The organism is Telluria sp. ZB2R32, from assembly GCF_059685715.1.
Map to the genome: position 1 here is coordinate 1 of NZ_JCASIG010000009.1, position 21561 is coordinate 21561.

General features: G+C 66.6%; 15 protein-coding genes and 1 pseudogene. 4 read left to right on the plus strand and 12 right to left on the minus strand.

Annotation, left to right across the window (positions count from 1 at the left end):
* Both AC56LG_RS21995 and AC56LG_RS22000 read right to left on the minus strand, forming a co-directional pair.
* A pseudogene (locus AC56LG_RS21995) lies at positions 1-207 on the minus strand (tripartite tricarboxylate transporter TctB family protein); the annotation flags it as partial.
* A 160-nt stretch (positions 208-367) separates the two neighbouring features.
* Positions 368-1342, minus strand: a complete 975-nt coding sequence (locus AC56LG_RS22000; RefSeq protein ID WP_497168160.1) for a tripartite tricarboxylate transporter substrate binding protein BugD — start codon at positions 1340-1342, stop codon at positions 368-370.
* A 319-nt stretch (positions 1343-1661) separates the two neighbouring features.
* Between AC56LG_RS22000 and AC56LG_RS22005 the strand changes: the two genes are divergently transcribed.
* Positions 1662-2915 carry a sialidase family protein gene (locus AC56LG_RS22005; RefSeq protein WP_497168161.1) on the plus strand — a complete coding sequence of 418 codons (1254 nt, stop codon included), beginning with the start codon at positions 1662-1664 and terminating at the stop codon, positions 2913-2915.
* Between the two features lie 220 nt (positions 2916-3135).
* On the opposite strand, the gene AC56LG_RS22010 is transcribed toward AC56LG_RS22005, so the two are convergent.
* Positions 3136-4275, minus strand: a complete 1140-nt coding sequence (locus AC56LG_RS22010; protein ID WP_497168162.1) for an acetyltransferase domain-containing protein — start codon at positions 4273-4275, stop codon at positions 3136-3138.
* Between the two features lie 25 nt (positions 4276-4300).
* Positions 4301-6352: a TonB-dependent receptor gene (locus tag AC56LG_RS22015; protein ID WP_497168163.1), complete on the minus strand. Its 2052-nt coding sequence runs from the start codon at positions 6350-6352 to the stop codon at positions 4301-4303.
* A gap of 268 nt (positions 6353-6620) precedes the next feature.
* Here AC56LG_RS22015 and AC56LG_RS22020 point away from each other — a divergent pair, with 268 nt between their 5' ends.
* Both AC56LG_RS22020 and AC56LG_RS22025 read left to right on the plus strand, forming a co-directional pair.
* Positions 6621-8021 carry a GntP family permease gene (locus AC56LG_RS22020; protein ID WP_497168164.1) on the plus strand — a complete coding sequence of 467 codons (1401 nt, stop codon included), beginning with the start codon at positions 6621-6623 and terminating at the stop codon, positions 8019-8021.
* 141 nt (positions 8022-8162) lie between these two features.
* Entirely contained in the window at positions 8163-8993 is an 831-nt protein-coding gene (locus AC56LG_RS22025) for an alpha/beta fold hydrolase (RefSeq protein WP_497168165.1), read from the plus strand.
* Between the two features lie 75 nt (positions 8994-9068).
* Here the strand turns inward: AC56LG_RS22025 and AC56LG_RS22030 are convergent, their stop codons facing one another.
* From AC56LG_RS22030 to AC56LG_RS22065, 8 genes are all read right to left on the minus strand, one after another.
* Positions 9069-11276, minus strand: a complete 2208-nt coding sequence (locus tag AC56LG_RS22030) for an NADP-dependent malic enzyme (RefSeq protein ID WP_497168166.1) — start codon at positions 11274-11276, stop codon at positions 9069-9071.
* A 154-nt stretch (positions 11277-11430) separates the two neighbouring features.
* Positions 11431-11922, minus strand: coding sequence for an EAL domain-containing protein (locus tag AC56LG_RS22035; RefSeq protein WP_497168167.1), 492 nt, complete (start codon positions 11920-11922; stop codon positions 11431-11433).
* Positions 11923-11942: 20 nt separating this feature from the next.
* On the minus strand, positions 11943-12536 hold the full coding sequence (locus tag AC56LG_RS22040) for a methyltransferase domain-containing protein (RefSeq protein ID WP_497168168.1): 594 nt from the start codon (positions 12534-12536) through the stop codon (positions 11943-11945).
* Positions 12537-12576: 40 nt separating this feature from the next.
* Positions 12577-13977, minus strand: coding sequence for an APC family permease (locus AC56LG_RS22045; protein ID WP_497168169.1), 1401 nt, complete (start codon positions 13975-13977; stop codon positions 12577-12579).
* Between the two features lie 245 nt (positions 13978-14222).
* Positions 14223-15800 (minus strand): aldehyde dehydrogenase (NADP(+)), encoded by a 1578-nt coding sequence (locus AC56LG_RS22050; RefSeq protein WP_497168328.1) that lies wholly within the window; start codon positions 15798-15800, stop codon positions 14223-14225.
* Between the two features lie 87 nt (positions 15801-15887).
* Positions 15888-16802: a 5-dehydro-4-deoxyglucarate dehydratase gene (kdgD, locus tag AC56LG_RS22055; RefSeq protein ID WP_497168170.1), complete on the minus strand. Its 915-nt coding sequence runs from the start codon at positions 16800-16802 to the stop codon at positions 15888-15890.
* A 260-nt stretch (positions 16803-17062) separates the two neighbouring features.
* Positions 17063-18898: a glycoside hydrolase family 28 protein gene (locus AC56LG_RS22060; protein ID WP_497168171.1), complete on the minus strand. Its 1836-nt coding sequence runs from the start codon at positions 18896-18898 to the stop codon at positions 17063-17065.
* Positions 18899-18974: 76 nt separating this feature from the next.
* Complete coding sequence (locus tag AC56LG_RS22065; RefSeq protein WP_497168329.1) at positions 18975-19682, minus strand: FadR/GntR family transcriptional regulator; 708 nt, start codon at positions 19680-19682, stop codon at positions 18975-18977.
* 197 nt (positions 19683-19879) lie between these two features.
* Here AC56LG_RS22065 and garD point away from each other — a divergent pair, with 197 nt between their 5' ends.
* Positions 19880-21466, plus strand: coding sequence for a galactarate dehydratase (gene garD / locus AC56LG_RS22070; RefSeq protein ID WP_497168172.1), 1587 nt, complete (start codon positions 19880-19882; stop codon positions 21464-21466).
* Positions 21467-21561 lie beyond the last annotated feature (95 nt).

The window sequence follows — 21561 nt, forward strand, 5'->3', positions numbered from 1 at the left end:
TTCGCCATTGCGCAGGAAGGAGCGGATCACGCCGACCAGGCCGACCAGGCTCAGCATGGCGCCGAGGACGGCCGGGAAATAGGCCGGACCCATGCGGCCGGCCGAGCCCATCGGGTAGTCGAGGCCGATGATGATGGCGGCCAGCCCGAAGAACAGGAAGATGATGCCGGTCCAAAAATCTTTGGGGTGGCGGATGAAAGATGGCACTACGCGCTCCTTTGCTTCTTATTGAAAAGCTTTACTTAATGAATGCGGTCGAGCTTGTCGTCGCGGCGGCAGGGGTGTCTCCGTGCTGCAGCCGGACGCGCAGCGGAGCGGCCGCGAGAGGTGTTCTCCGGCGGCCGTCCGCTTCCTGTTTCTTGACTGGTCAGTCGGCGTAGATGCCGGCCTTGGTAATGATCGGTGCCCAGCGCTCGATCTCGGACTTGACGTGCGCGCGCAGGGCTTCCGGCGTCGCGCGTTTTTCCGCTACCGGCTCGGTGCCGAGGTCGGCGAAACGCTGCTTGACGTTCGGATCCTTGAGCGCCGTCTGGAGGGCGCTGGCAAGGGTGTCGACGATCGGCTTCGGCGTGCCCTTCGGCGCGTACAGGCCGTGCCAGACCGCGACCTCGAAGTTCGGCAAGCCCGATTCGTTCAGGGTCGGCAGCTCTTTCATGAACGGCAGGCGCGTCCTGGTGGTCACGCCGTAGGCCTTGATCTTGCCGCTCTTGACCTGGCTGGTGGTGTTGGTGGTCTGGTCGCACATGAAGTCCACCTGGCCGCCGAGCAGGTCGTTCATCGCCGGGCCGGTGCCCTTGTAGGGCACGGTGGTGAGGTCGGTGCCGATCGCCGTCATGAACAGCATGCCGCACAGGTGCGAGGCCGAGCCGACGCCGGCGTTGGCGTAGGTGACCTTGTCCTTGTTGGCCTTTACGTAGGCCAGCAATTCCTTCATGTCGCGCGCCGGGAAGTCCTTGCGCGCGACGATCATCATCGGCACGTCGGTCACCAGGCCGACCGGCTCGAAGTCGGTCTGCGCGTTGTAGCTCAGCTTGCGGTACAGCGAAGGCGCGGTCGAGTGGCCGATGTGGTGCAGGAACAGCGTATAGCCGTCCGGCGCCGCCTTGACAACGCGCGCGGCGCCGATGGTGCCGCCGGCGCCGCCGACGTTCTCGATGATGATTTGCTGCTTGAGCTTGTTGCCCATCGACTGGGCCACCAGGCGCGCGACGGTGTCGGTAGGACCGCCGGCGGCGAATGGAACGATCATGGTGATCGTCTTGGTCGGGTAGTTTTGCGCGTGCGCCATGGCGCTGCCAAACAATGCCAGGCATGCGGCGGCGCGCATCAGGGTGATTTTCATGGTGTCTTCCTCGTCTCTGTTTATAAGTATGCCCAACCGTTCACCCGATCACGCGATCTCTTCGCCGGGCAGGGCCCGTGCCCGGATCTTGTTGAACAGGTATGCACTCAGGCTTCGGTTGTACCAGTAAATAATCTTATTTGCAACTAAGGGAAAACCGCAATTGCACGCCATGCAACGCTCATCCTTATTCTTCCGGCAACCCCAAAACGAGGGCGCCCGACACTCATCCATATTAGTGCGAAGGCGGCTTGAACGGCGCGCAGTTTGTGTCACGGCGGTACGCCGATGGTGCTAGCCTTGGCGCAGGGAGGTGATCATGAAAGCGCTGTTCCTGGCTGCATCGCTTGGCGCCGCGGCCGCCCCGGGCTGGGAAGCGCCGCTGGAGATCGCCGCCGGTCGTGGCGAAAAAGGGCCGTGGCGCCAGAACGAGTCGCGCTACGACTACGTCGACGACGCCACCGTCGCCTTTACGCCCGGCGGCGAACAGTACGTGGCCTGGGTCGACCAGAAGGACAAGGAGGTCTGGCTGCGCCGCGTCGGCGCCGTCGGCAAGCCGCGCGCAGCGGTGAATGTCTCGCGCAGCCCGGCGACGTTTTCGTGGTTGCCGCGCATCGCCGTCGATCCGGCGCGGGCCGGGCGCGTCTACCTGCTGTGGCAGGAAATCATTTTTTCGGGCGGCTCGCACGGCGGCGACATCCTGTTCGCGGCCTCGATTGATGGCGGCAAGACCTTCGCGGCGCCGCTCAACCTGTCGCGCTCGATCGGTGGCGACGGCAAGGGACGGCTGAATCGCCGCACCTGGTCGAATGGCAGCCTCGATCTCGCCGTCGGCGCCGACGGCACGCTGTTCGCGGCGTGGACCGAATACCACGGCGCGCTGTGGCTGGCGCGCTCGCGCGATGGCGGCAGGGCGTTTTCTGCGCCGCGCCGGATCGCCGGCGACTACGCGCGCCCGGCGCGCGCGCCCGCGCTGGCCACTGGACCCCGCGGCGCCATCCACCTCGCCTGGAGCGTGGGCGAGGACCCGCAGGCCGCGATCCGGGTCGCCGCCTCGAATGACAACGGCGCCAGCTTCGCCGCGCCGCAGCTGGTCGGCGCCGGCGAAGGCCGGCTCGATGCGCCACGGCTGGCATTCGCCGGCGGGCGCCTGCACCTGGTATATGCGCGCCAGCGTGCGCCTGGCGCTTCATCCGACATCCGCTATACCAGCGCCGCCGATGGCCGCTTCGGCGCGGCGCGCACGCTATCCACGCCCATGACTGCGGGCGGCGCGGCCTATCCGATGCTGGCCGGCGACGGGGCAGGTGGCCTGGCCGTCGCCTGGGAGAACCTGGATGCCGATGGCCGCCCGCAGTCGCTCGGCATGACGCTGTCGCGCGACGCCGGGCGCAGTTTCGCCGCAGTGTCCGAGGTCCCCCGCAGCGCCGCCCCGCCCGGAGGCAGCAACGGCAGCCAGCAGGGGCTGCTGGGCCAGAAGCTGGCCTTCGGCCGCAACGGCATGATCGCGCTCATCAACAGCAGCCTGCAGCCGGACATGCGCAGCCGGGTCTGGCTGATGCGTGGGCGTTAGTCTCATGTAGGGTGGACCGGGCCACGAATGGCTCCGTCCACGCGTTGCAAAGCGTCCGGCCACGTAAAGCGTTTCGACCAGGGAACCGTGCGTAACGCGTGGACAGAGTCCACCCTACGGTGCACAGCCGGTTGCGGTAATGTAGGGTGGACTTCGTCCACGCGGTGCAAAGCGTCCGGGCCACGTGCCGCGTTTCGGCCAAGGAACCGGCCGGTAACTCTCAAAAATACCTGACCCACGCCTTGCCACTCTCGCGCTTGTAGCGCCCGAAGCGCCGGGTCGGCCACCAGAGCGCCGCCGCCAGCAGCGCGCTCAGCGCCCAGACCTGCCACACCGCCGCCAGGTCGGCGCGCGCCACGTCCAGCAGGCTTGCCGCGATCCGCTGCAGCACCAGCAGCGCATACAGGTGCAGCAGGTAATAGAACAGCGGCGCGCCGCCGAATACCGCCGCCGCGCGCGTGAATGCGTTGTCGACGGGTTCGATCGCGGCCAGCACCAGCAGGCCGCAGCCGAGGGTCAGCAGCAGGAAGTCGAGCGACGGCGGGTACTTGGTGAAGTTCAGGAACGACATCACCGTGCGCACCGCATCGGCCTGCATCGACCACGGCAGCGGCTCGCCGTACAGGTTCACGCCACGCAGCATCACGAGCAGCAGCAGGCAGGCCGCGCCACTCCAGGCCAGGCGGCGCCGGCGCACGTTTGCGGAATCGACATGCGTGCTGCGCGCATACAGCGGGCCGCAGGCATAGCCGAGCAGGATCACGCCGATCCAGGCCAGCACCGGGTAGCTCACTTTGACCTTGAGGGCGCCGTCCACCAGCAAGCCGCGGTGCTCGAGGACCGTCCATGCCGCAGCCGCCACGCTGCCGGGTTCGAACGACACGCCGGCCAGCGCATTGTGGCCGCCGACGATCACAAGTCCCAACAGCGCCAGCAGCGCCAGCGACAAGCGCTGCAGCAGCGCCAGCGCCAGCATTGCGAGGCCGATGGCCCAGATCACCTGCAGGTACAGGATCGCGGGCGCGAGGGTGCCGCTCCAGGCGAAGTTCACCACCACCAGCTCGAGCCCGATCAGCAGCGCGCCGCGCTTGACGAGAAAGCCGGTGGCATCGCGCGGCCCGCCCGGCGGATGCGCGTACAGCCAGGCCGACAGGCCGGTGAGGAAGACGAACATCGGCGCGCAGAAATGGGCGGCCAGGCGCGTGAAAAACAGGGCGGGATCGACCGTGGCGGCGTCCATCGGGTCGTTCACCTGGTGCTGCAGGAAGAACGTCTCGCGCACGTGGTCGACCGTCATCAGGAGCATGACGAGGCCGCGCACGACGTCGATCGAGGCGATGCGGTTACCAGGCTTGTGCATGCGATTCCAGGAAGTGGCGTGGGGACTACAGCCTGACGTTCAGCGCCAGGTGCACGGTGCGGCCCGGCCCTGCCGAAAACATCGGCTGGTAAGCGTCCGCAGGCCAGAAAAAGTTGTCGTACCAGACGTAATCCACCTCACGGCCGGTCACATTCTTGACCTGCACATCGATGCTGGTACGTTTGGTGAATTCGTAGCGCAGGCTGGCATCGAGCACGGCAAAGCCGCCGAACTTGCCTTCCCGGTTCGGACTGTCGATGAAGTAGTCGCCTTGCGCACGCCCTTGCAAGCCCAGGCGCAGGCGGTCGCTCGCACGGTACTCGAGTCCGGCGTTGCTGATGAAGCGCGGTGTCGAAAACACTTCCTTGCCCGCCAGCGAAACGCCGTCGGCGCCGAAGGCACTGACCACTTCGGCCTTTTGCAGCGAGTGCGACAGCCACAGGTTCAACTTCGGCGTGGCTTGTCCGGACAGCTGGAAGTCGACGCCCTGGCGGCGCGTTTCGCCCAGGCCGACGGTGGTGCCGGTGGCCGGCATGTTGGCCACTTCGCCGGTCGCATCCTGGCGCCACACGGCCAAACGCAGGTCGGTGCCCGGCGCCGGCTTGAACTTGACGCCGATCTCCTTGCCGGTATTGATCGAGGGCGCAAAGGCGGCCTGGCCTGGGACCAGATATGCCGGCGCGCCGGACCCGGTCAGCACCTGGAAGGTACGGCCCCAATTGGCATACACGCTGACGCTGCGCAGCGGGTTGTAGACCATGCTCAGCTTCGGCTGGTCGATCCAGCCGTAGTCCTGCAAGGATGCGCGCGCGCCGCTGCCGTTGGCGCGGTTGCTGCCGCTGAAGCGGTCGACACGGAAGCCCGGAACGATCTTCAGGCTGGCGGACGGACGCAGCACGGCTTGCAGGTAGGCGCCGGTATTGTCGAGGCTATAGGTGTCGTCGTTCTGCGTGCTGGCGGGCGTACTGAAATCGGTCGGGCTGGCAAAGGTGAAGCGCTCGCGCCGGTAGCGATTGTCCTGCTGTTCGACGTTCACGCCGCCTTCGAGCACCACGCGCTCGCCCAGGCGCCAGGTCAGCGTGGAGAGCAGGCCGCGTTGCTCCTCGTCCCAGCGGCGCCGCTGGCGTGGGGCGGTGCCGGCCGGATTGCTGGTGAAGGTCACGCGCCGGTCGTCGGCATAGCTGTTGAAGTAGGCTTTGCTGCTGAGGAAAGCGTCGGGCGTGATCTGCCAGTCGAGGTGAAAGCCGGCATGGCGCATCGTGCGCGCGCTGGCGTCGTTGGCGTTTTTTGCCGGCATCTGGCGGCGGTTGGCGCGCAGTTCGGCCGCTGTCAGGAAGCCGGGTTCGCCGGCATCGTGCTCGTAGGTGCGCAGCACCAGGCCGGCCTTGAGCGCCTTGTCGGCCGAGGTGAGGAACCACTTGGCGCCGGCCGAATATTTATCGGAACCGCTGCCGCGGACTTCGTCGGATCGCTGCCTGGCAAAGAAGTAGTTCTGCGCCAGCGCGCCGCTCTCGCGGCCGAGCGCCAGCTGCAGTTCGCGCGTGTCGTAGCTGCCGACGCTCAAACGCCCATCGGTATAGTCGCCACCCTGGCGCGTGCCGAAATTGATGTTGCCGCCGATGTTGTGCAAGCCGTAGCGCGGATCGTTGGTGCCGCGCACGACCTCGATATAGTCGATTTCGAGCGGGAAGATCATGTCGATGAAGCGCTGGTTGCCGCTGTTGACGTTGCTCGGAATGCCGTCGATCAGCACCTTGATGCCGTTGATGTAGCCCTCGCCGTTAAAGGCGCGGAACGTGGCCTTGCCGGACTCGGCGCCCATGCGCGTTTCGGTCAGCTGGACGCCCGGCAGCTGGCCGATCAGCTCCCAGCTGTTCATGACGTTCTTGTCGTCGATCTTGTCGGCGCCGAGCACGTCGACCGAGGTGAGGACGCGGTTGGTCAGCAGCGGACCGCCGCTGCGCTGCGCCGTGACGCGCACCTCGCCCATTACGATGACCGGGTCCTCGGCCAGGGCAGGGGCGCCGAGCAGCGACAGGACAGGGGCCAGCATGGCGGGCAGCAGCGTTTGTTTCATCTTGGGGAACCTTGTTTATTGGGTGCGGACGACATCGGGCCGGGCATGTTTGCCCGTTTTCGACTTGGAAGATAATGATATAGCATTATCATTAGCGAGCGCAAGAGCAGCGCTGTTCCATACGGTAGTTCTACGTATTTCATTTACAGCAACAATCGCCAATAATCATGCGGCCCCATGCGGCCCGGCGCCCCGCGCGTCGAAACAATGCAAGCCGCCGTCCCGCACCACGCGGCCGGCCATGAAGTAAGAGAGAAGAGGAGCACCCGTGTCATTTCTGATCGTTCTCGCCGCCCTGGCGTTCCTGATGTTTGCCGCCTACCGCGGCTACAGCGTCATCCTGTTCGCACCGATCGCCGCCCTCGGCGCCGTGCTGCTGACCGAACCGGCCGCCGTCGCCCCGGTCTTTTCCGGCATCTTCATGGAAAAGATGGTCGGCTTCGTCAAGCTCTACTTCCCGGTGTTCATGCTGGGCGCCGTCTTCGGCAAGCTGATCGAGCTGTCCGGTTTCAGCGAATCGATCGTGGCCGCCGCCATGCGCTACATCGGCCGCTCGCGCGCGAATGCCGTGATCGTCGCGGTGTGCGCGCTGCTGACCTATGGCGGCGTGTCGCTGTTCGTGGTCGTCTTTGCCGTGTATCCGTTCGCGGCCGAACTCTACCGCCAGAGCAATATTCCGAAGCGCCTGATGCCGGGCGCGCTGGCGCTGGGCGCGTTTTCGTTCACGATGGATTCGCTGCCGGGAACGCCGCAGATCCAGAACATCATCCCGACCACGTTTTTCGAAACCACCTCGTGGGCGGCGCCGATCCTCGGCACGCTCGGCTCGCTGTTCATGATCGTGGTGGGCCTGACGTATCTGGAATGGCGCCGCCGCGCGGCCATGGCAAAAGGCGAAGGCTATGGCACGGTGTTGCAGAACGAACCGGAGCGCACCGGCTCCGCTTCCTTGCCGAATCCGCTGCTGGCGCTGCTGCCGCTGATCCTGGTCGGCGTCGCCAATTTCGTGCTGACCAAGATGATCCCCGAATGGTACGGCGCCTCGTTCACGGTGGCGCCCGACATCCTGCCGGGCCTGAAAGCGCCGGTGACGACGCCGATCAAGACCGTGGTGGCGATCTGGGCGGTGCAGGGCGCGCTGCTGCTGGGCATCCTGCTGGTGGTGGCGACCGCCTTCTCGCGCCTCAAGGACCGCTTTGCGGCCGGCTCGAAAGCCGCCGTCGGCGGCGCGCTGCTGGCGGCGATGAACACCGCGTCGGAATACGGTTTCGGCGGCGTCATCGCCGCGCTGCCGGGCTTCGTCGTGGTCGGCAATGCCCTGAAAAGCATCCCCGACCCGCTGGTGAACGCCGCCGTCTCGGTCAGCTCGCTGGCCGGCATCACCGGTTCCGCCTCGGGCGGCATGAGCATCGCGCTGGCCGCCATGTCCGACCTGTTCATCCAGGGCGCCAACGCGGCGCAGATTCCGCTGGAAGTGCTGCACCGCGTGGTGGCGATGGCCAGCGGCGGCATGGACACGCTGCCGCACAACGGCGCCGTCATCACGCTGCTGGCAGTGACCGGGCTGACGCACAAGGAATCGTACAAGGAAATCTTCGCGGTGACCGTCATCAAGACGTTGGCGGTGTTCTTCGTGATTGCGGTGTATTACCTGACCGGGCTGGTCTGAAGATGCAGTAAATCCGGCGCCGGCGCGGTCGAAGCAGGAGGCCGGCCGGCGCGCTGCTGACAACAGACGTCGGCAAGCCAGCGACAGTTCAGTGGCACAGCAACATGGGCAGCTTACCTACCTAACCGAGGAGCAGCGATCATGGCTTATGTAACCACGCAGGATGGCGTCGAGATTTTCTACAAGGACTGGGGCCCGCGCGGCGCCCCGGTCATCCACTTCCACCACGGCTGGCCGCTCACGGCGGACGACTGGGATGCGCAGATGCTGTTCTTCCTCGAGCGCGGCTTCCGGGTCGTGGCGCACGACCGGCGCGGCCATGGGCGTTCCAGCCAGGTGTGGGACGGTCACGACATGGACCGTTACGCCGACGACGTGGCGGCGGTCGTGCGCCACCTGGGCATGCAGGGTGCGACCCACGTCGGCCACTCGACCGGCGGCGGCGAGGTGGTGCGCTACATCGCCCGCCATGGCGAGGACCCGGTCGCCCGCGCGGTCCTGATCAGCGCGGTGCCGCCCCTGATGCTGAAAACCGGCGCCAACCCCGACGGCACGCCGAAAGAGGTGTTCGACGACTTCCAGGCGCAGACGGCGGCCCGGCGTGCTGCGTTCTACCACGAGATCGCAGCCGGCCCCTTCTACGGCTACAACCGCGCGCCCGAGACGGCCCTGGAACCGGTGATCCTCAACTGGTGGCGCCAGGGCATGATGGGCGGCGCCAAGGCGCATTACGACGGCATCGTCGCCTTTTCGCAGACCGACTTTACGGAAGACCTGCGGCGCATCGCGATTCCGGTGCTGGTCCTCCATGGCGACGACGACCAGGTGGTGCCGTATAAAGCCTCGGCGCCGCGCACGGCCGAGCTGCTGCGCAACGGCGTGCTGAAGACCTATCCGGGCGCGCCGCACGGGTTGCCGACCACGCACGCGGAGCAGGTCAACGCCGACATCCTGGCGTTCGTGCGGGGCTGATGCCGCCCGCCGCTGCACCGGCGCAGGCCAGTGCAGTTCCTTGCATTGCCGGTACCGAATCACTTACTGATTGACTTATTGGTTCACCCCGGCCACCGCCAGCGCCGTCATGTTGACGATGCGGCGCACCGTCGCGCTTGGACTGAGGATGTGCACCGGCTTGGCCGCGCCCAGCAGGATCGGGCCGACCGTCACGCCCTTGCCCGACGAGACCTTCAGGATATTGAAGGTGATGTTGGCGGCGTCCAGCGAAGGCATCACCAGCAGGTTGGCGCTGCCGGCAAAGGCGCCGGTGCTCTGGTAGACCTGGCGGATCTCCTCGGACAGGGCGGCGTCGCCGTGCACCTCGCCGATCACGGCCAGGCCGGGGTCGGACGCTTCCAGCAGGGCGCGTGCTTCGCGCATCTTGCGCGCCGACGGACGTTCCGAGGAACCGGCGGTCGAGTGCGACAACAGCGCGACCTTCGGCTCCAGGCCGAAATGGCGCAGTTCGGTGGCGGCCAGGCGCGTGATCGCCGCCAGCTCTTCGGCCGAGGGGCTGTCGTTGACGTAGGTGTCGGTGATGAACAGGGTCAGCTTGTCGAGCACCAGGGCATTCATCGCCGCCAGCACGCCGGCGCCCGGCGCCACGCCGATGACCTCTTTCACATGCGCCAGGTGGCTGTCGTAGCTGCCGCGCATGCCGCAGATGAGCGCGTCGACGTCGCCGGAGGCCAGCAATTGCGTGCCCTGCAGGGTGGTGTCGCCTTCGGCTTCGATCAAGGTATAGTCGACGCCTTCGCGCAGGCGCAGGCCGTTCTGCCTGATGGCGGCCGAGATCTCGGCCGCGCTACCGATCAGTACCGGCTGCGCCAGCGCGCTGTCGACCACGGTCTGCACGGCGCGCAGCACGCGCGCATCGTTGGCTTCGGCATAGGCCACGCGGCGCGGGCTGGCCTTGGCCTTGGCGAACACCGGTTTCATGAAGAAGCCGGTGTGATAGATCATCTCCGCGAGCCGCTCACGATACGCGGCCATGTCGGTGATCGGGCGCGCGGCCACGCCCGACTGTTCGGCGGCAATCGCCACTGCCGGTGCGATGGCGGCCATCAGGCGCGGATCGAAGGGTTTCGGGATGATGTAGTCGGGGCCGAAGCTGAGGTCTTCGCCGGCATAGGCGGCGGCCACGGCGTCGTTGGCTTCGGCTTCGGCCAGGTCGGCAATCGCCGACACGCAGGCCAGCTTCATCTCGTCGGTGATGCGCGTCGCGCCGCAGTCGAGGGCGCCGCGGAAGATGTAGGGGAAGCACAGCACGTTGTTGACCTGGTTCGGGTAGTCCGAACGGCCGGTGGCGATGATGCAGTCGGGCCGCGCGGCGCGCGCCACCTCGGGCCGGATTTCCGGTTCCGGGTTGGCCAGCGCCAGGATGACCGGCTTGTCGGCCATGGTCTTGACCATCTCGGCAGTGAGCACGCCCGCGGTCGAGCAGCCGAGGAAGACGTCGGCGTCCTGCACGATGTCGGCCAGGGTGCGCGCGTCGGTCTCCTGCGCGAAGCGCGCCTTGTTCTCTTCCATCCTGGCGTCGCGGCCGACGTAGATGACGCCTTTCGAGTCGGCCACGTAGATGTTCTCGCGCTTGACGCCCATGCTGACCATCATGTCGAGGCAGGCGATCGCCGCCGCGCCGGCGCCGCTGGCGGCCAGTTTGACGGTGCCGATGTCCTTGCCGACCACCTTCAGTGCGTTGAGCAGGGCGGCGCTGGAGATGATCGCGGTGCCGTGCTGGTCGTCGTGGAAGACCGGGATGTTCATCCGTTCGCGCAGCTTCTTCTCGATGTAGAAGCACTCCGGCGCCTTGATGTCTTCCAGGTTGATGCCGCCGACGGTGGGTTCGAGCATGGCGATCGCATCGACCAGTTTGTCCGGATCGAGTTCGTCGAGTTCGAGATCGAACACGTCGACCCCGGCGAATTTCTTGAACAGGCAGCCTTTGCCTTCCATCACCGGCTTGGAGGCCAGCGGCCCGATGTTGCCCAGGCCAAGCACGGCGGTGCCGTTGGAAATGACGGCGACCAGGTTGCCGCGCGAGGTGTAGTCGGCCGCCTTGGCCGGGTCGGCCGCGATCTCTTCGCAGGCATAGGCCACGCCTGGCGAATACGCCAGCGACAGGTCGCGCTGGTTCGACAGCGGCTTGGTGGCGACCACCTCGATCTTGCCGCGCACGGGGCTGCGGTGGTATTCGAGTGCGTCAGCACGCAGTTGGGTATCGCGGGATTCTTCCTGGTTGCTGCTTTCGGTACTCATGTGGTCTCCTTGTCGGGGCCTGCGCGCTCGCGCGCGCATAGGGATCATGCGGCGCGCATGGGCGGCCCCTGGTCGTTGGCTGAATGCTCATCATACGTGAACGGGCAAAATCCTGCGCATGGCAGAGCCGGCGGTGCAGGGGGCTCTGCCAGGCTCAATGCACCGTCTGCCGCTCCAGGAAACGCTCGAAGGCGTCGCGCGGCACCGCCGGAGAACAATGCCAGCCCTGGATGTAGTCGCAGCCGAGCGCCGCCAGGATGTCGCGCTGGGCGCCGGTCTCGACGCCTTCGGCGATCGCCGCGATGCCGAGCCGGTGCGCCAGGTCGACGATGGCTTCGGCCAGGGCGCGGTCGCTGCCGTCGCCGCCCAGGTTGTCGATGAAGGAGTTGTCGATCTTCAGGTAGTCGACGTCGAACTGTTTCAGGTAGGAGAGCGAGGAAAAGCCGGTGCCGAAGTCGTCGATCGAGACGCGCGCGCCGGCCGCGTGCAGGGCGTCGAGGCAGCGCGTCACTTGCTCGGCATCGCTCACCAGCACGCCTTCGGTGATCTCGATCGTGATGCTGTTGGGCGGCAGACCGGCGTTGACGACCCGGTGCAGCCAGGGCAGGCCGGCATGCCGCTCGAATTGGACCGGCGACACGTTCACGGACAGCTCCACGCACCGGTTCAGGCCTTGGCCGCCGCGCGCTTGTGCGCCTCCTTGATGGTCCAGTAATAAATGGTGCGGCCCTCGACGCTTTCGGTTTTCTCCGGCGGCCATTCCGGACCCATGTCGAAGGCGTGCGACACCACGCGCGAGCCGACCTTCAACTGCTTCCACAGCTGCGGCCGCAGCCGGGTGTTGATGTTCGGCAGCAGGTAGAGCGTAACGACCGAGGCCGGCGACACGTCGGTCTCGAACAGGTCGGCCACCTTGAAGTTCACCTGCCTGGTGACCCCGGCCTGCTCGGCATTCTTGCGCGCCTCGCCGATGCGTTCGGGATCGATGTCGATGCCGGTGCCGCGCGCCCCGTGCGCCTTGGCCGCGGTGACGACGATGCGCCCGTCGCCGCAGCCGAGGTCGAACAGGACGTCGCTCTTGCCCACCTTGGCCAGCTGCAGCATGCGCTCGACCACTTCCTGGGGCGTGGGCACGTAGGGGACGTCGAGCGCCGGCGGCGTCGCGGTGGGCTGGGCCAGCAGGCCGGGCGTCGGCAGCAGCAGGCCGGCGGCGGTGGCGCCGAGGCGGGTCAGGGTGTGGCGGCGCGGTAGCGAAGTCATCGACGGTCTCCTTGGAATGTGAATGTGTCACTGTCTGACATCAGGACTTGAATTCAGAATCCGGTTGCGTGCGCAGCCAGGGCAGGAGCAGCAGGCCGATCGCCAGCACCGCTACGCCGATCCAGGCGGCGTTCAGGCCGCCGAGCGACTGGCTGGTGACGTATGACAGGCTCGAGTACAGCATCCAGGCGCAGGTGCCGCAAAACAGCAGCGGCAGCAGGGGAAACAGCGGCACCTTGTACGGACGCGCAAGAAGCGGCTCGCGCCGCCGCAGCACGAACAGCGACAGGCCGGCGAGGAGGAAAAACAGCCAGAATACGGGCGCCGTGAATTCGACCATGGATTTGAACCCGCCGCCGAACGCCGTGCCCAGGCCGACCAGCAGCAGGGCGGCGACGCCCTGCACCAGCATCGCCGGGGCCGGGGTGCCGCGCTCGCCGTCCCAGCGCCCGAGGCGGCGCAGGCGCTGCCAGTCGCAGCCCATGGCGTAGCCCGAGCGCGCGCCGACGATCATGGTTGCATTGATCGAGGTGAGGGCGGACACGGCCACCAGCAGCGAAATCGCCTTTTCGCCGCCCGCGCCCACGGTCTGGCGCATGACGTCGGCAGCGAGCGTCTCGGACGCGGCCATGCCGCCCAGCCCAAGGGTTTTCCAGCACGCCCAGGTAACCAGCAGGTAGAGGGTGGTGATGATCAGGATCGAGAACATGAGCGCGCGCACCATGTTGCGCGGCCCGTCGCGCACCTCGGCGCTGATATAGGCGGCCTCGTTCCAGCCGCCGTAGGTGAGCAGGACGAACACCATCGCCATGCCGAAGGAGACGCTGCCGTCCGTTGCCGGCGGCGGCGCGGCCGGGCCGGGACCGGCGAACAGTAGCGCGGCGGCCGCGATCAGCAGCAGGCCGCCGACCTCGACCAGCGTCAGCCAGTTCTGCGTTGCCGCGCCGCTGCGCAGGCCGCGCAGGTTCACCAGCGAGAGGATCGCGATCACCGCGCAGGCGTAGGCGGCCGTGCCGAGTGCCGGCGCCAGGCCGGGCAGCGGCCAGGCTTGCTGCATGTAGTCGCCGAATACAAAGGCGAGCAGGGCGATGGAGCCGGTGGTGATCACCGAAAAGCGCGCCCAGCCGAACAGGAAGGCGACCGGGCGTCCGTAGGCGCGGCGCAGGAAGTGGTAGTCGCCGCCCGGATGGGCGCAGGAGGTGGTTAGTTCGGCATAGCAGAGCGCCCCGGCCAGCGACACCAGCCCGCCCAGCAGCCACATGCCGAACATGCCGCCGGCGCTGCCGGACAGGCTGGCGACGATCGACGGCGCTTTGAAGATGCCGGCGCCGATCACCACGCCGACGATCAAGGCGACCGCCTCGCGCAGGCCGAGCAGCGGGCGCGGCCCCCCGCCGGCGGCACTGGTTTCGATAATCGGCTCTGCTGCGTTGCGGTCCATGGCACGCGATCGGAGTGACGGCTGACGTTCCCGTCGATGCAGGTTCGACGCTGCCGAGCATGATTGGTTCCGCATTCAGCTGGCTGATGTGCGCGCTTCCTGCGCGAAAACAGGTGTTTCGCCCTGCAGCCGTTCCGTGACGCGTGGGCGCAGCCCACCCTGCGAACTTCGCTTGCGGAAATTGGTCGCACAAACAAAAACGCCCGGTCGAAAGACCGGGCGTCGGATACAGGCAGGGCTAGCGATTAACCCTTGACCAGCTCGCCATCCTTAATACGATGCAAGCCCAGCGGATTGGCATCCTGCAGCGCTTCCGGCAGCAGCCAGCTCGGCAGGTCCTGGTAGCTGACCGGACGCAGGAAGCGGTCGATCGCGCCGGCGCCGACCGAGGTGCTGCGGCTGTCCGAGGTGGCCGGGAACGGGCCGCCGTGCACCATGGCGTGCGAGACTTCGACGCCGGTCGGGTAGCCATTGATCAGGATGCGGCCGGCCTTGCGCTCGAGCACCGGCAGCAACGACAGGGCCGCGTCGCGGTCGTTTTCGGTCAGGAACACGGTGGCGGTCAGCTGGCCGTCGAGGTGCTCGGCGACTGCGCGGAACTGTTCCAGGCTGGTGCAGCGCACGATCAGCGACGAAGCGCCGAAGATCTCGTCTTCCAGCGCCGGGTTGGCGATGAAGTTGGCGGCATCGGTCTCGAACAGCGCGGCCTGGCCGGCGCATACGGTGGTGCCGCACTGGCCGCGCGCGACCAGGGTGACGCCCGCTTCCTTGCCCAGCTTTTCGACGCCGCTGTTGAAGGCGGAGTGGATGCCTGGGGTCAGCATGGTGCTGCCGACCTTGCTTTGCAGGGCGGTTGCGGCGGCTGCGCGGAAGGTGTCGAGTTCGGCGCCTTCGAGGGCAATCACCAGACCCGGGTTGGTGCAGAACTGGCCGGAACCGAGCACCAGCGAGTCGATGAAGCCGGTGCCGATCTGGGCGGCGCGGGTCGCCATCGCGTTCGGCAGCAGGAACAGCGGGTTGATGCTGCTCATCTCGGCGTAGACCGGGATCGGTTCGGCGCGGGCCGCTGCCGTGCGCACCAGCGCCAGGCCGCCCTGGCGCGAGCCGGTGAAGCCGACCGCCTTGATCGCAGGATGGCCCACCAGGGCCTGGCCGATGGTGCGGCCGTCGCCATGCAGCATCGAGAACACGCCTTCCGGCAAGCCACTGGCAGCGACTGCCGCCTGGACAGCCTTGCCAACCAGTTCCGAGGTGCCCGGGTGGGCGCCATGGGCCTTGACCACGACCGGGCAGCCGGCGGCGAGTGCCGAGGCGGTATCGCCGCCGGCGACCGAGAATGCCAGCGGGAAGTTGCTGGCGCCGAAGACGGCGACCGAACCCAGGCCGATCTTGCGCAGGCGCAGGTCAGGACGTGGCGGGGTGCGTTCCGGCAGCGCCGAGTCCAGCGCGGTGGCCAGGAAGCGGCCGTCGCGCACGACTTTCGCGAACAGGCGCAGCTGGCCCACGGTACGGCCGCGTTCGCCTTCGAGGCGGGCTTGCGGCAGGCCGGATTCCTGCATGGCGCGCTCGATCAGTTGCGGGCCGAGGTCGAGGATGTTCTGGGCGGCCAGCTCCAGGAAGGCGGCGCGCGCTTCCAGGGTGGTGTTGCGGAAGGTGTCGAAGGCCTGTTCGGCCAGCGCACACGCGCGCTCGACGTCGTCGACGGTGCCGCTGCCGAAGCTCGGTTCGAACTGTTCGCCGGTGGTCGGATTGACGGCGCGGAAGCTGCCGGCGCTGCCCTTGAGCGTGGTGGAACCGATTAGCAGGTCGCCATTGATGGTGATGGTCAAGATAATTCTCCTCTTCGATGCGGAAAAGCGCGCCAGGGCTGGTTGCCAGCCGTGGCGCGCCGATAACTAATTCAGATCAATTTACTGTGGGCCCAGCTTTGCCATCAGGGCGGCCAGTTGCTCGACTTCTTCGCCGGTCAGGTCGGTCAGCGGTGCGCGCACCGGGCCTGCCGAGTGGCCTGCGATGGTGGCGCCGGCCTTGACGATGCTCACTGCATAGCCGGCCTTGCGGTTGCGGATCTCCAGGTAAGGCAGGAAGAAATCGTCGATCAGGCGGCCCTGGGTTTCGAAGTCGTCGGTGCGCACGGCTTCGTAGAACGCGATCGCGGTCTTCGGGATGAAGTTGAAGACGGCCGACGAGTAGACCGGCACGCCCAGCGCCTTGTAAGCGGCTGCATACACTTCCGCGGTCGGCAGGCCGCCCAGGTAAGTGAAGCGGTCGCCCAGCTTGCGGCGGATGGTGACCATCGATTCGATTTCGCCGTTGCCGTCCTTGAAGCCGATCAGGTTCGGGCAGCGGTCGGCCAGCTTCAGCAGCGAAGCGGCATTCAGCTTGCAGCGGTCGCGGTTGTAGACGACGACGCCGAACTTCACCGATGCGCAAACTTGTGCGACGTGCTCGACCAGGCCATCCTGGCTCGCTTCGGTCAGGTAGTGCGGCATCAGCAGCACGCCGTGGGCGCCCAGGCGCTCGGCTTCCTGTGCGTACTTGATGGCCATGCGGGTCGGGCCGCCGGCGCCGGCCAGGATCGGCACCTTGCCGCGGCAGGTTTCGACGGCGACCTTGACGACCTGGGTGTAGTCCTCGGGCGTCAGCGAGAAGAACTCGCCCGTACCGCCGGCGACGAACAGTGCGGTCGCGCCGTACGGGGCCAGCCACTCCAGGCGCTCGGCATAGGTGTCCGCCTTGAATTCGCCGTTGGCGTCGAAGTCGGTGATCGGGAACGACAGCAGGCCGGAGGAGAGGATTTGTTTGACGTCTTGTGGAGTGAACATGGTCATTGCCTTCAGGTGGGGGTGAAGGTGAGGCTGTCTCGTGCCTCACCAGTTATCAGTCATCGTACAACTTAAAATCATGTCTTGCAAGCGGTCTGGCCAATTATTTTTGTAGGGTGGGTACTTGTGCCCACGCGGTTCAACGGGTGATGGTCGAATCGTACGATGCGATTGTTCACGTGCTGTACCGCGTGGACGGAGTCCACCCTACGAAGAGCGTCGCGCATAGGCAGGAAACCCGTGCGCGGCCCAGTCCGACCTCAAGTCGCCAGCGTGGTGTTGACCAATTTGCCCGCAATCGTCACATTGGTCAGTTTCACGTTCTTCACGTTATGGACATACCAGGGCTGGGCCGCGTTCCGTGGCGTGCCGAAATCGCAGTCGGTGATCGTCACGTCGCGGATCGGCAGGATCTCGGCGCCGGCCGGGCCGTTGTAGTCGAAGGCGACCGGTCCCAGCAGCAAGAGCGCCTGGTAGCAGGAGAATTCGCCGTCCTGCGTCTTGACGTTGCCCACTTTCACGCCCGAGATGTGGACGTGCTCGACGACCGGCGGGCGGGTGCGCACGTTGTCGGCGTTCGGGTCGTAGTCACAGTCGATCGTCACCACCGCGCCGGACGAGGAACCCACCGACTTCGGCGGGATCGGCGAGCCGGGCAGGGGCCGGTAATACCCCGGTTTCAGGTTGACGCCATTCGGCATCGTCACGTTGCGCACGTAGAAATGGCGCAGGAAGCCGCCGCGGTTCATGTTGGTCTTCATGCGGATCGCGGTGTTGAGCGGGTCGGTGGCCCAGTGCGTATTGCGGAACTCGATGTTCTGCGCATACACGTGCTGGATCCCGCCCGCCATCTCGCTGCCCAGGGTCACGCCGCCGTGGCCGCTATTCATGATGCAGTTCTGGATCACCACGTTCTGGGTCGGGCCGAACTGGATGTCGCGGTTCTTGCCGGACTTGATCGCGATGCAATCGTCGCCGTTGTTGAAGGTGCAGCCATCGACCAGCACGGTATTGCAGGCGTCCGGATCGAAGCCGTCGCTGTTCGGGCCCAGGCTGTCCATGTGCACGTTGCGGAACTCCAGCTTGGTGCAGTTGACCGGGTGGTGCACCCAGAACGGCGACTGGCGGATCTCGTAACCCTGCAGCAGCACGTCGGTGCAACCGATGAATTCGACCATGCACGGGCGCAGGTAGTGGCCGCGTCCGAAGATGCGCTTGCCGGCCGGGACGCCCGCTTCCGACAGCGTCGGCAGGTAGACTTCGTCGGTGCGCCACTTGTCGTCCTTGCCTTCCATGAGCGCGACCTGGGCCGCATCCAGGCCCGGCGCCACCGCGCGCACGCTGGTCGGGTTGCGCGGATTGACGACCGTCTGCGCCTGCTGCTGGTTCGGGCCGGGCTTGCGTTTACCCTTCCAGTCCCACCAGGTGTCGCCGTTCGGCAGCGGCACGCCACCCTGACCGTCAAGGATGCTGGTCCAGTCTTCGCCGGTGAGGGCGATGTTGTTCTGGCCGTAGGCATAGACCAGCGGCGAATAGTTCAGGCAATCGTTGCTCTGCCAGCGCGAGATCACCAGCTTGCCGTTGGCGCCGCAGTCATGGTCGCCGTACTTGGCGAAGTCGTCGGGATCGTTGCTGAAGTAGACGTGGGCGCCCTTGGCCAGGTGCACGTTGACGTTCGACTTGAGGACGATCGGACCCTTCACCAGCCAGTTCCCGGCCGGGATCACGACGCGGCCGCCGCCGGCCGCGGCGCAGGCGCCGATCGCCGCCGCGATCGCGCCGTAGCAGTCGGGCGCGCCGGGCGCCGGCGTGCTGACCTGGCCCGGCTCGTGATGGGCGACGTATCCCGTCACTTTCACCGTGCTGCACGGCGCCGCGCCATAGGCGGTGATGAGGAAATCCTGCTTGCGGAAGGCGAGCGGCGTCTTGAAGGTGACGATGATGTTCCGGGCGCGCGCCCAGGCATCGGCGGCGGGGCCGGCGGGGGCGTCGCCGCTTTTGCTCGCGACGGCGCAGCCGCCGAGGCCGAGGCCGGCCGCCGACAGGGATGCGGTCAGCAGGGAGCGGCGTTGCGTATTAATGTGCTTCAGGGTCATCTCGTCTCCAAATCATGGTGCTTATGATGTCCGCCACGGCTGCGAGGCCGCGCCGGTCGTGCAAATGCTTATACATTCAGCCGCGCGAAAAAGTGCGTGTCACGCGTTCCAGGTGGGCGCGCATCGCCGTGCGCGCGCCGGCCGCATCGTGGGCGGCGATCGCGGCAAAGATGCGCCGGTGGTCGAGCAGCGTCTCCTGGCGCAGCTGTTCGGTCTGGAAGTGTTCCTTGAGGCGGTGCCAGAGGCGGCCGCGCTGCTCCCACAGGTAATCGAAGGTGCCGACCAGGGCGCTGTTGCCGCTGGCGCGGGCGATCGACAGGTGGAATTCGCGGTCGGCCAGCTCGTTGCTGGCATAGATATCGTGGTTGCGTTCCATCGCTTCCACCGCGCGCAGGATGGCGTCGATGGCCCCGTCGGTGGCGACGCGCGCCGCCATGGCGCACACTTCGGGTTCGATCAGGCGCCGCGCGGCCAGCACTTCGAAGGGGCCGGGGCCGATCTCGACTGGTTGGACCGGAGCCGCCGCGCAGATGTAGACGCCGGAGCCGCCGCGCACTTCCACCCGTCCGCCCAGCTCCAGGGCGATCAGGGCTTCGCGCAGGGAAGCGCGGCTGACGCCGAGCCGGGTCGCCAGTTCGCGCTCGGGCGGCAGGCGCGTGCCGGCCGCCAGGTTTTCGCTGCGGATGAGGGCGTCGATACGGTCGGCGACCACTCTATATAGACGTGGTTCGGGGTGGTGCAGGTGTTGCAACCCGGATGTTCCACTGTCGCCTTTTGTCTCCAGCACGTGCTGTCCAGTCGGTACGCGTTTCAGCATTGCCGTCCAATCTAGTTTTTGGTCAGGCCATTCTAAATTGGTTTGACCAATTGCGCAATGCGGACTAGCCAGATCGATTTTTTACTGGCATACTCGCTTCAACTTATAAGGCTTGGCGCGCACCTGCGCCGCAAGCCACAGTCACTCAACTGGGCAGGTCCACTATGCAAAGCATCCAAATCGTGCGTCCAGGCCAGGCCGAACAAGCCAGCCAGGACACGCCACGCTATATCCGCATGCACGCCAACGACAACGTGGCCATCGTCGTCAACGACGGCGGCCTGAAGCCCGGCGCCGTGTTCGCCGACGGCCTGGCGCTGATCGAAGCCGTGCCGCAGGGGCACAAGGTCGCGCTCGTCGCGATCGCCGCCGGCGCGCCGGTCACGCGCTACAACGTCACCATCGGCTTCGCCCTGCGCGACATCGCCGCCGGCAGCTGGATCGCGGAACACAACCTGCGCATGCCCGAGGCGCTCGACCTCGCCGGCCTGCCGATCGCCAACCGCGCCGCACCCGTCATGGAGCCGCTCGACGGCTTCACCTTCGAGGGTTACCGCAATGCCGACGGTTCGGTCGGCACGCGCAACATCCTGGCCATTACGACCACCGTGCAGTGCGTCGCCGGCGTGGTCGACTTCGCCGTGAAGCGCATCAAGGACGAGCTGCTGCCCCTGTACCCGAACGTCGACGACGTGGTCGGCCTGGAGCACACCTACGGCTGCGGCGTCGCCATCGAAGCGCCGAACGCCGACGTGCCGATCCGCACGCTGCGCAACATCAGCCAGAACCCGAACTTCGGCGGCCAGGCCATGGTCGTCAGCCTCGGCTGCGAAAAGCTGCAGCCGGCGCGCCTGTTCCCGAAGGGTTCGATCCCGATCCTCGCCGGCCGCGAACCGGCCAACGTCTGCCTGCAGGACGCCGGCCACGTCGGCTTCATGTCGATGATCGATTCGATCGTCAACACCGCGCACGAACAGTTGAAGGTGCTGGACGCGCGCCGCCGCGAGACCTGCTCGGCCGCCGACCTGGTGGTCGGCGTGCAGTGCGGCGGCAGCGATGCCTTTTCGGGCGTGACCGCCAATCCGGCCGTCGGCTTCGCGACCGACCTGCTGGTGCGCGCCGGCGCCACCGTGATGTTTTCGGAAGTGACCGAAGTGCGCGACGGGATCGACCAGTTGACGGCGCGCGCTTCCGATCCGGAAGTGGCGGCCGCCATGATCCGCGAGATGGAGTGGTACGATGCCTACCTGAAGAGGGGCGGCGTCGACCGCAGCGCGAACACCACGCCCGGCAACAAGGCAGGCGGACTGTCGAACATCGTCGAAAAGGCGATGGGCTCGATCGTCAAGTCGGGTTCCGCGGCGATCACCGGCGTGCTCTCGCCGGGCGAAAAGCTGAAACAGAAGGGCCTGATCTACGCTGCCACGCCGGCCAGCGATTTCATCTGCGGCACGCTGCAGGTGGCGGCCGGCATGAACCTGCACATCTTCACCACCGGCCGCGGCACGCCCTACGGCCTGGCGCCGGTCCCGGTGATCAAGGTGGCGACCCGCAACGACCTGGCGCGCCGCTGGCATGACCTGATGGACGTGAACGCGGGCCGCATCGCCAGCGGCGAAGCGACGATCGAAGACATCGGCTGGGAGCTGTTCCGCCTGATGCTCGACGTGGCGAGCGGGCGCAAGACCTGGGCCGAGCACTGGAAGCTGCACAACGCACTGACGCTGTTCAACCCGGCCCCGGTGACCTGATCCGGCCGGACCGGTAGTAATACCTGCTTATTTCCTGATCCTGGATGACTGATGAGCTGCCGCGAAGATCGCAAGAGTCTTCCGGCAGGCTGGTA

Excerpts from the sequence above, each read along its gene's own strand:
- AC56LG_RS22060 (WP_497168171.1), bottom strand. The coding sequence starts at position 18,898 with ATGACCCTGAAGCACATTAATACGCAACGCCGCTCCCTGCTGACCGCA.
- kdgD (WP_497168170.1), bottom strand. The coding sequence starts at position 16,802 with ATGTTCACTCCACAAGACGTCAAACAAATCCTCTCCTCCGGCCTGCTG.
- garD (WP_497168172.1), top strand. The coding sequence starts at position 19,880 with ATGCAAAGCATCCAAATCGTGCGTCCAGGCCAGGCCGAACAAGCCAGC.
- AC56LG_RS22015 (WP_497168163.1), bottom strand. The coding sequence starts at position 6,352 with ATGAAACAAACGCTGCTGCCCGCCATGCTGGCCCCTGTCCTGTCGCTG.
- AC56LG_RS22025 (WP_497168165.1), top strand. The coding sequence starts at position 8,163 with ATGGCTTATGTAACCACGCAGGATGGCGTCGAGATTTTCTACAAGGAC.
- AC56LG_RS22010 (WP_497168162.1), bottom strand. The coding sequence starts at position 4,275 with ATGCACAAGCCTGGTAACCGCATCGCCTCGATCGACGTCGTGCGCGGC.
- AC56LG_RS22040 (WP_497168168.1), bottom strand. The coding sequence starts at position 12,536 with ATGACTTCGCTACCGCGCCGCCACACCCTGACCCGCCTCGGCGCCACC.
- AC56LG_RS22005 (WP_497168161.1), top strand. The coding sequence starts at position 1,662 with ATGAAAGCGCTGTTCCTGGCTGCATCGCTTGGCGCCGCGGCCGCCCCG.
- AC56LG_RS22045 (WP_497168169.1), bottom strand. The coding sequence starts at position 13,977 with ATGGACCGCAACGCAGCAGAGCCGATTATCGAAACCAGTGCCGCCGGC.
- AC56LG_RS22000 (WP_497168160.1), bottom strand. The coding sequence starts at position 1,342 with ATGAAAATCACCCTGATGCGCGCCGCCGCATGCCTGGCATTGTTTGGC.
- AC56LG_RS22030 (WP_497168166.1), bottom strand. The coding sequence starts at position 11,276 with ATGAGTACCGAAAGCAGCAACCAGGAAGAATCCCGCGATACCCAACTG.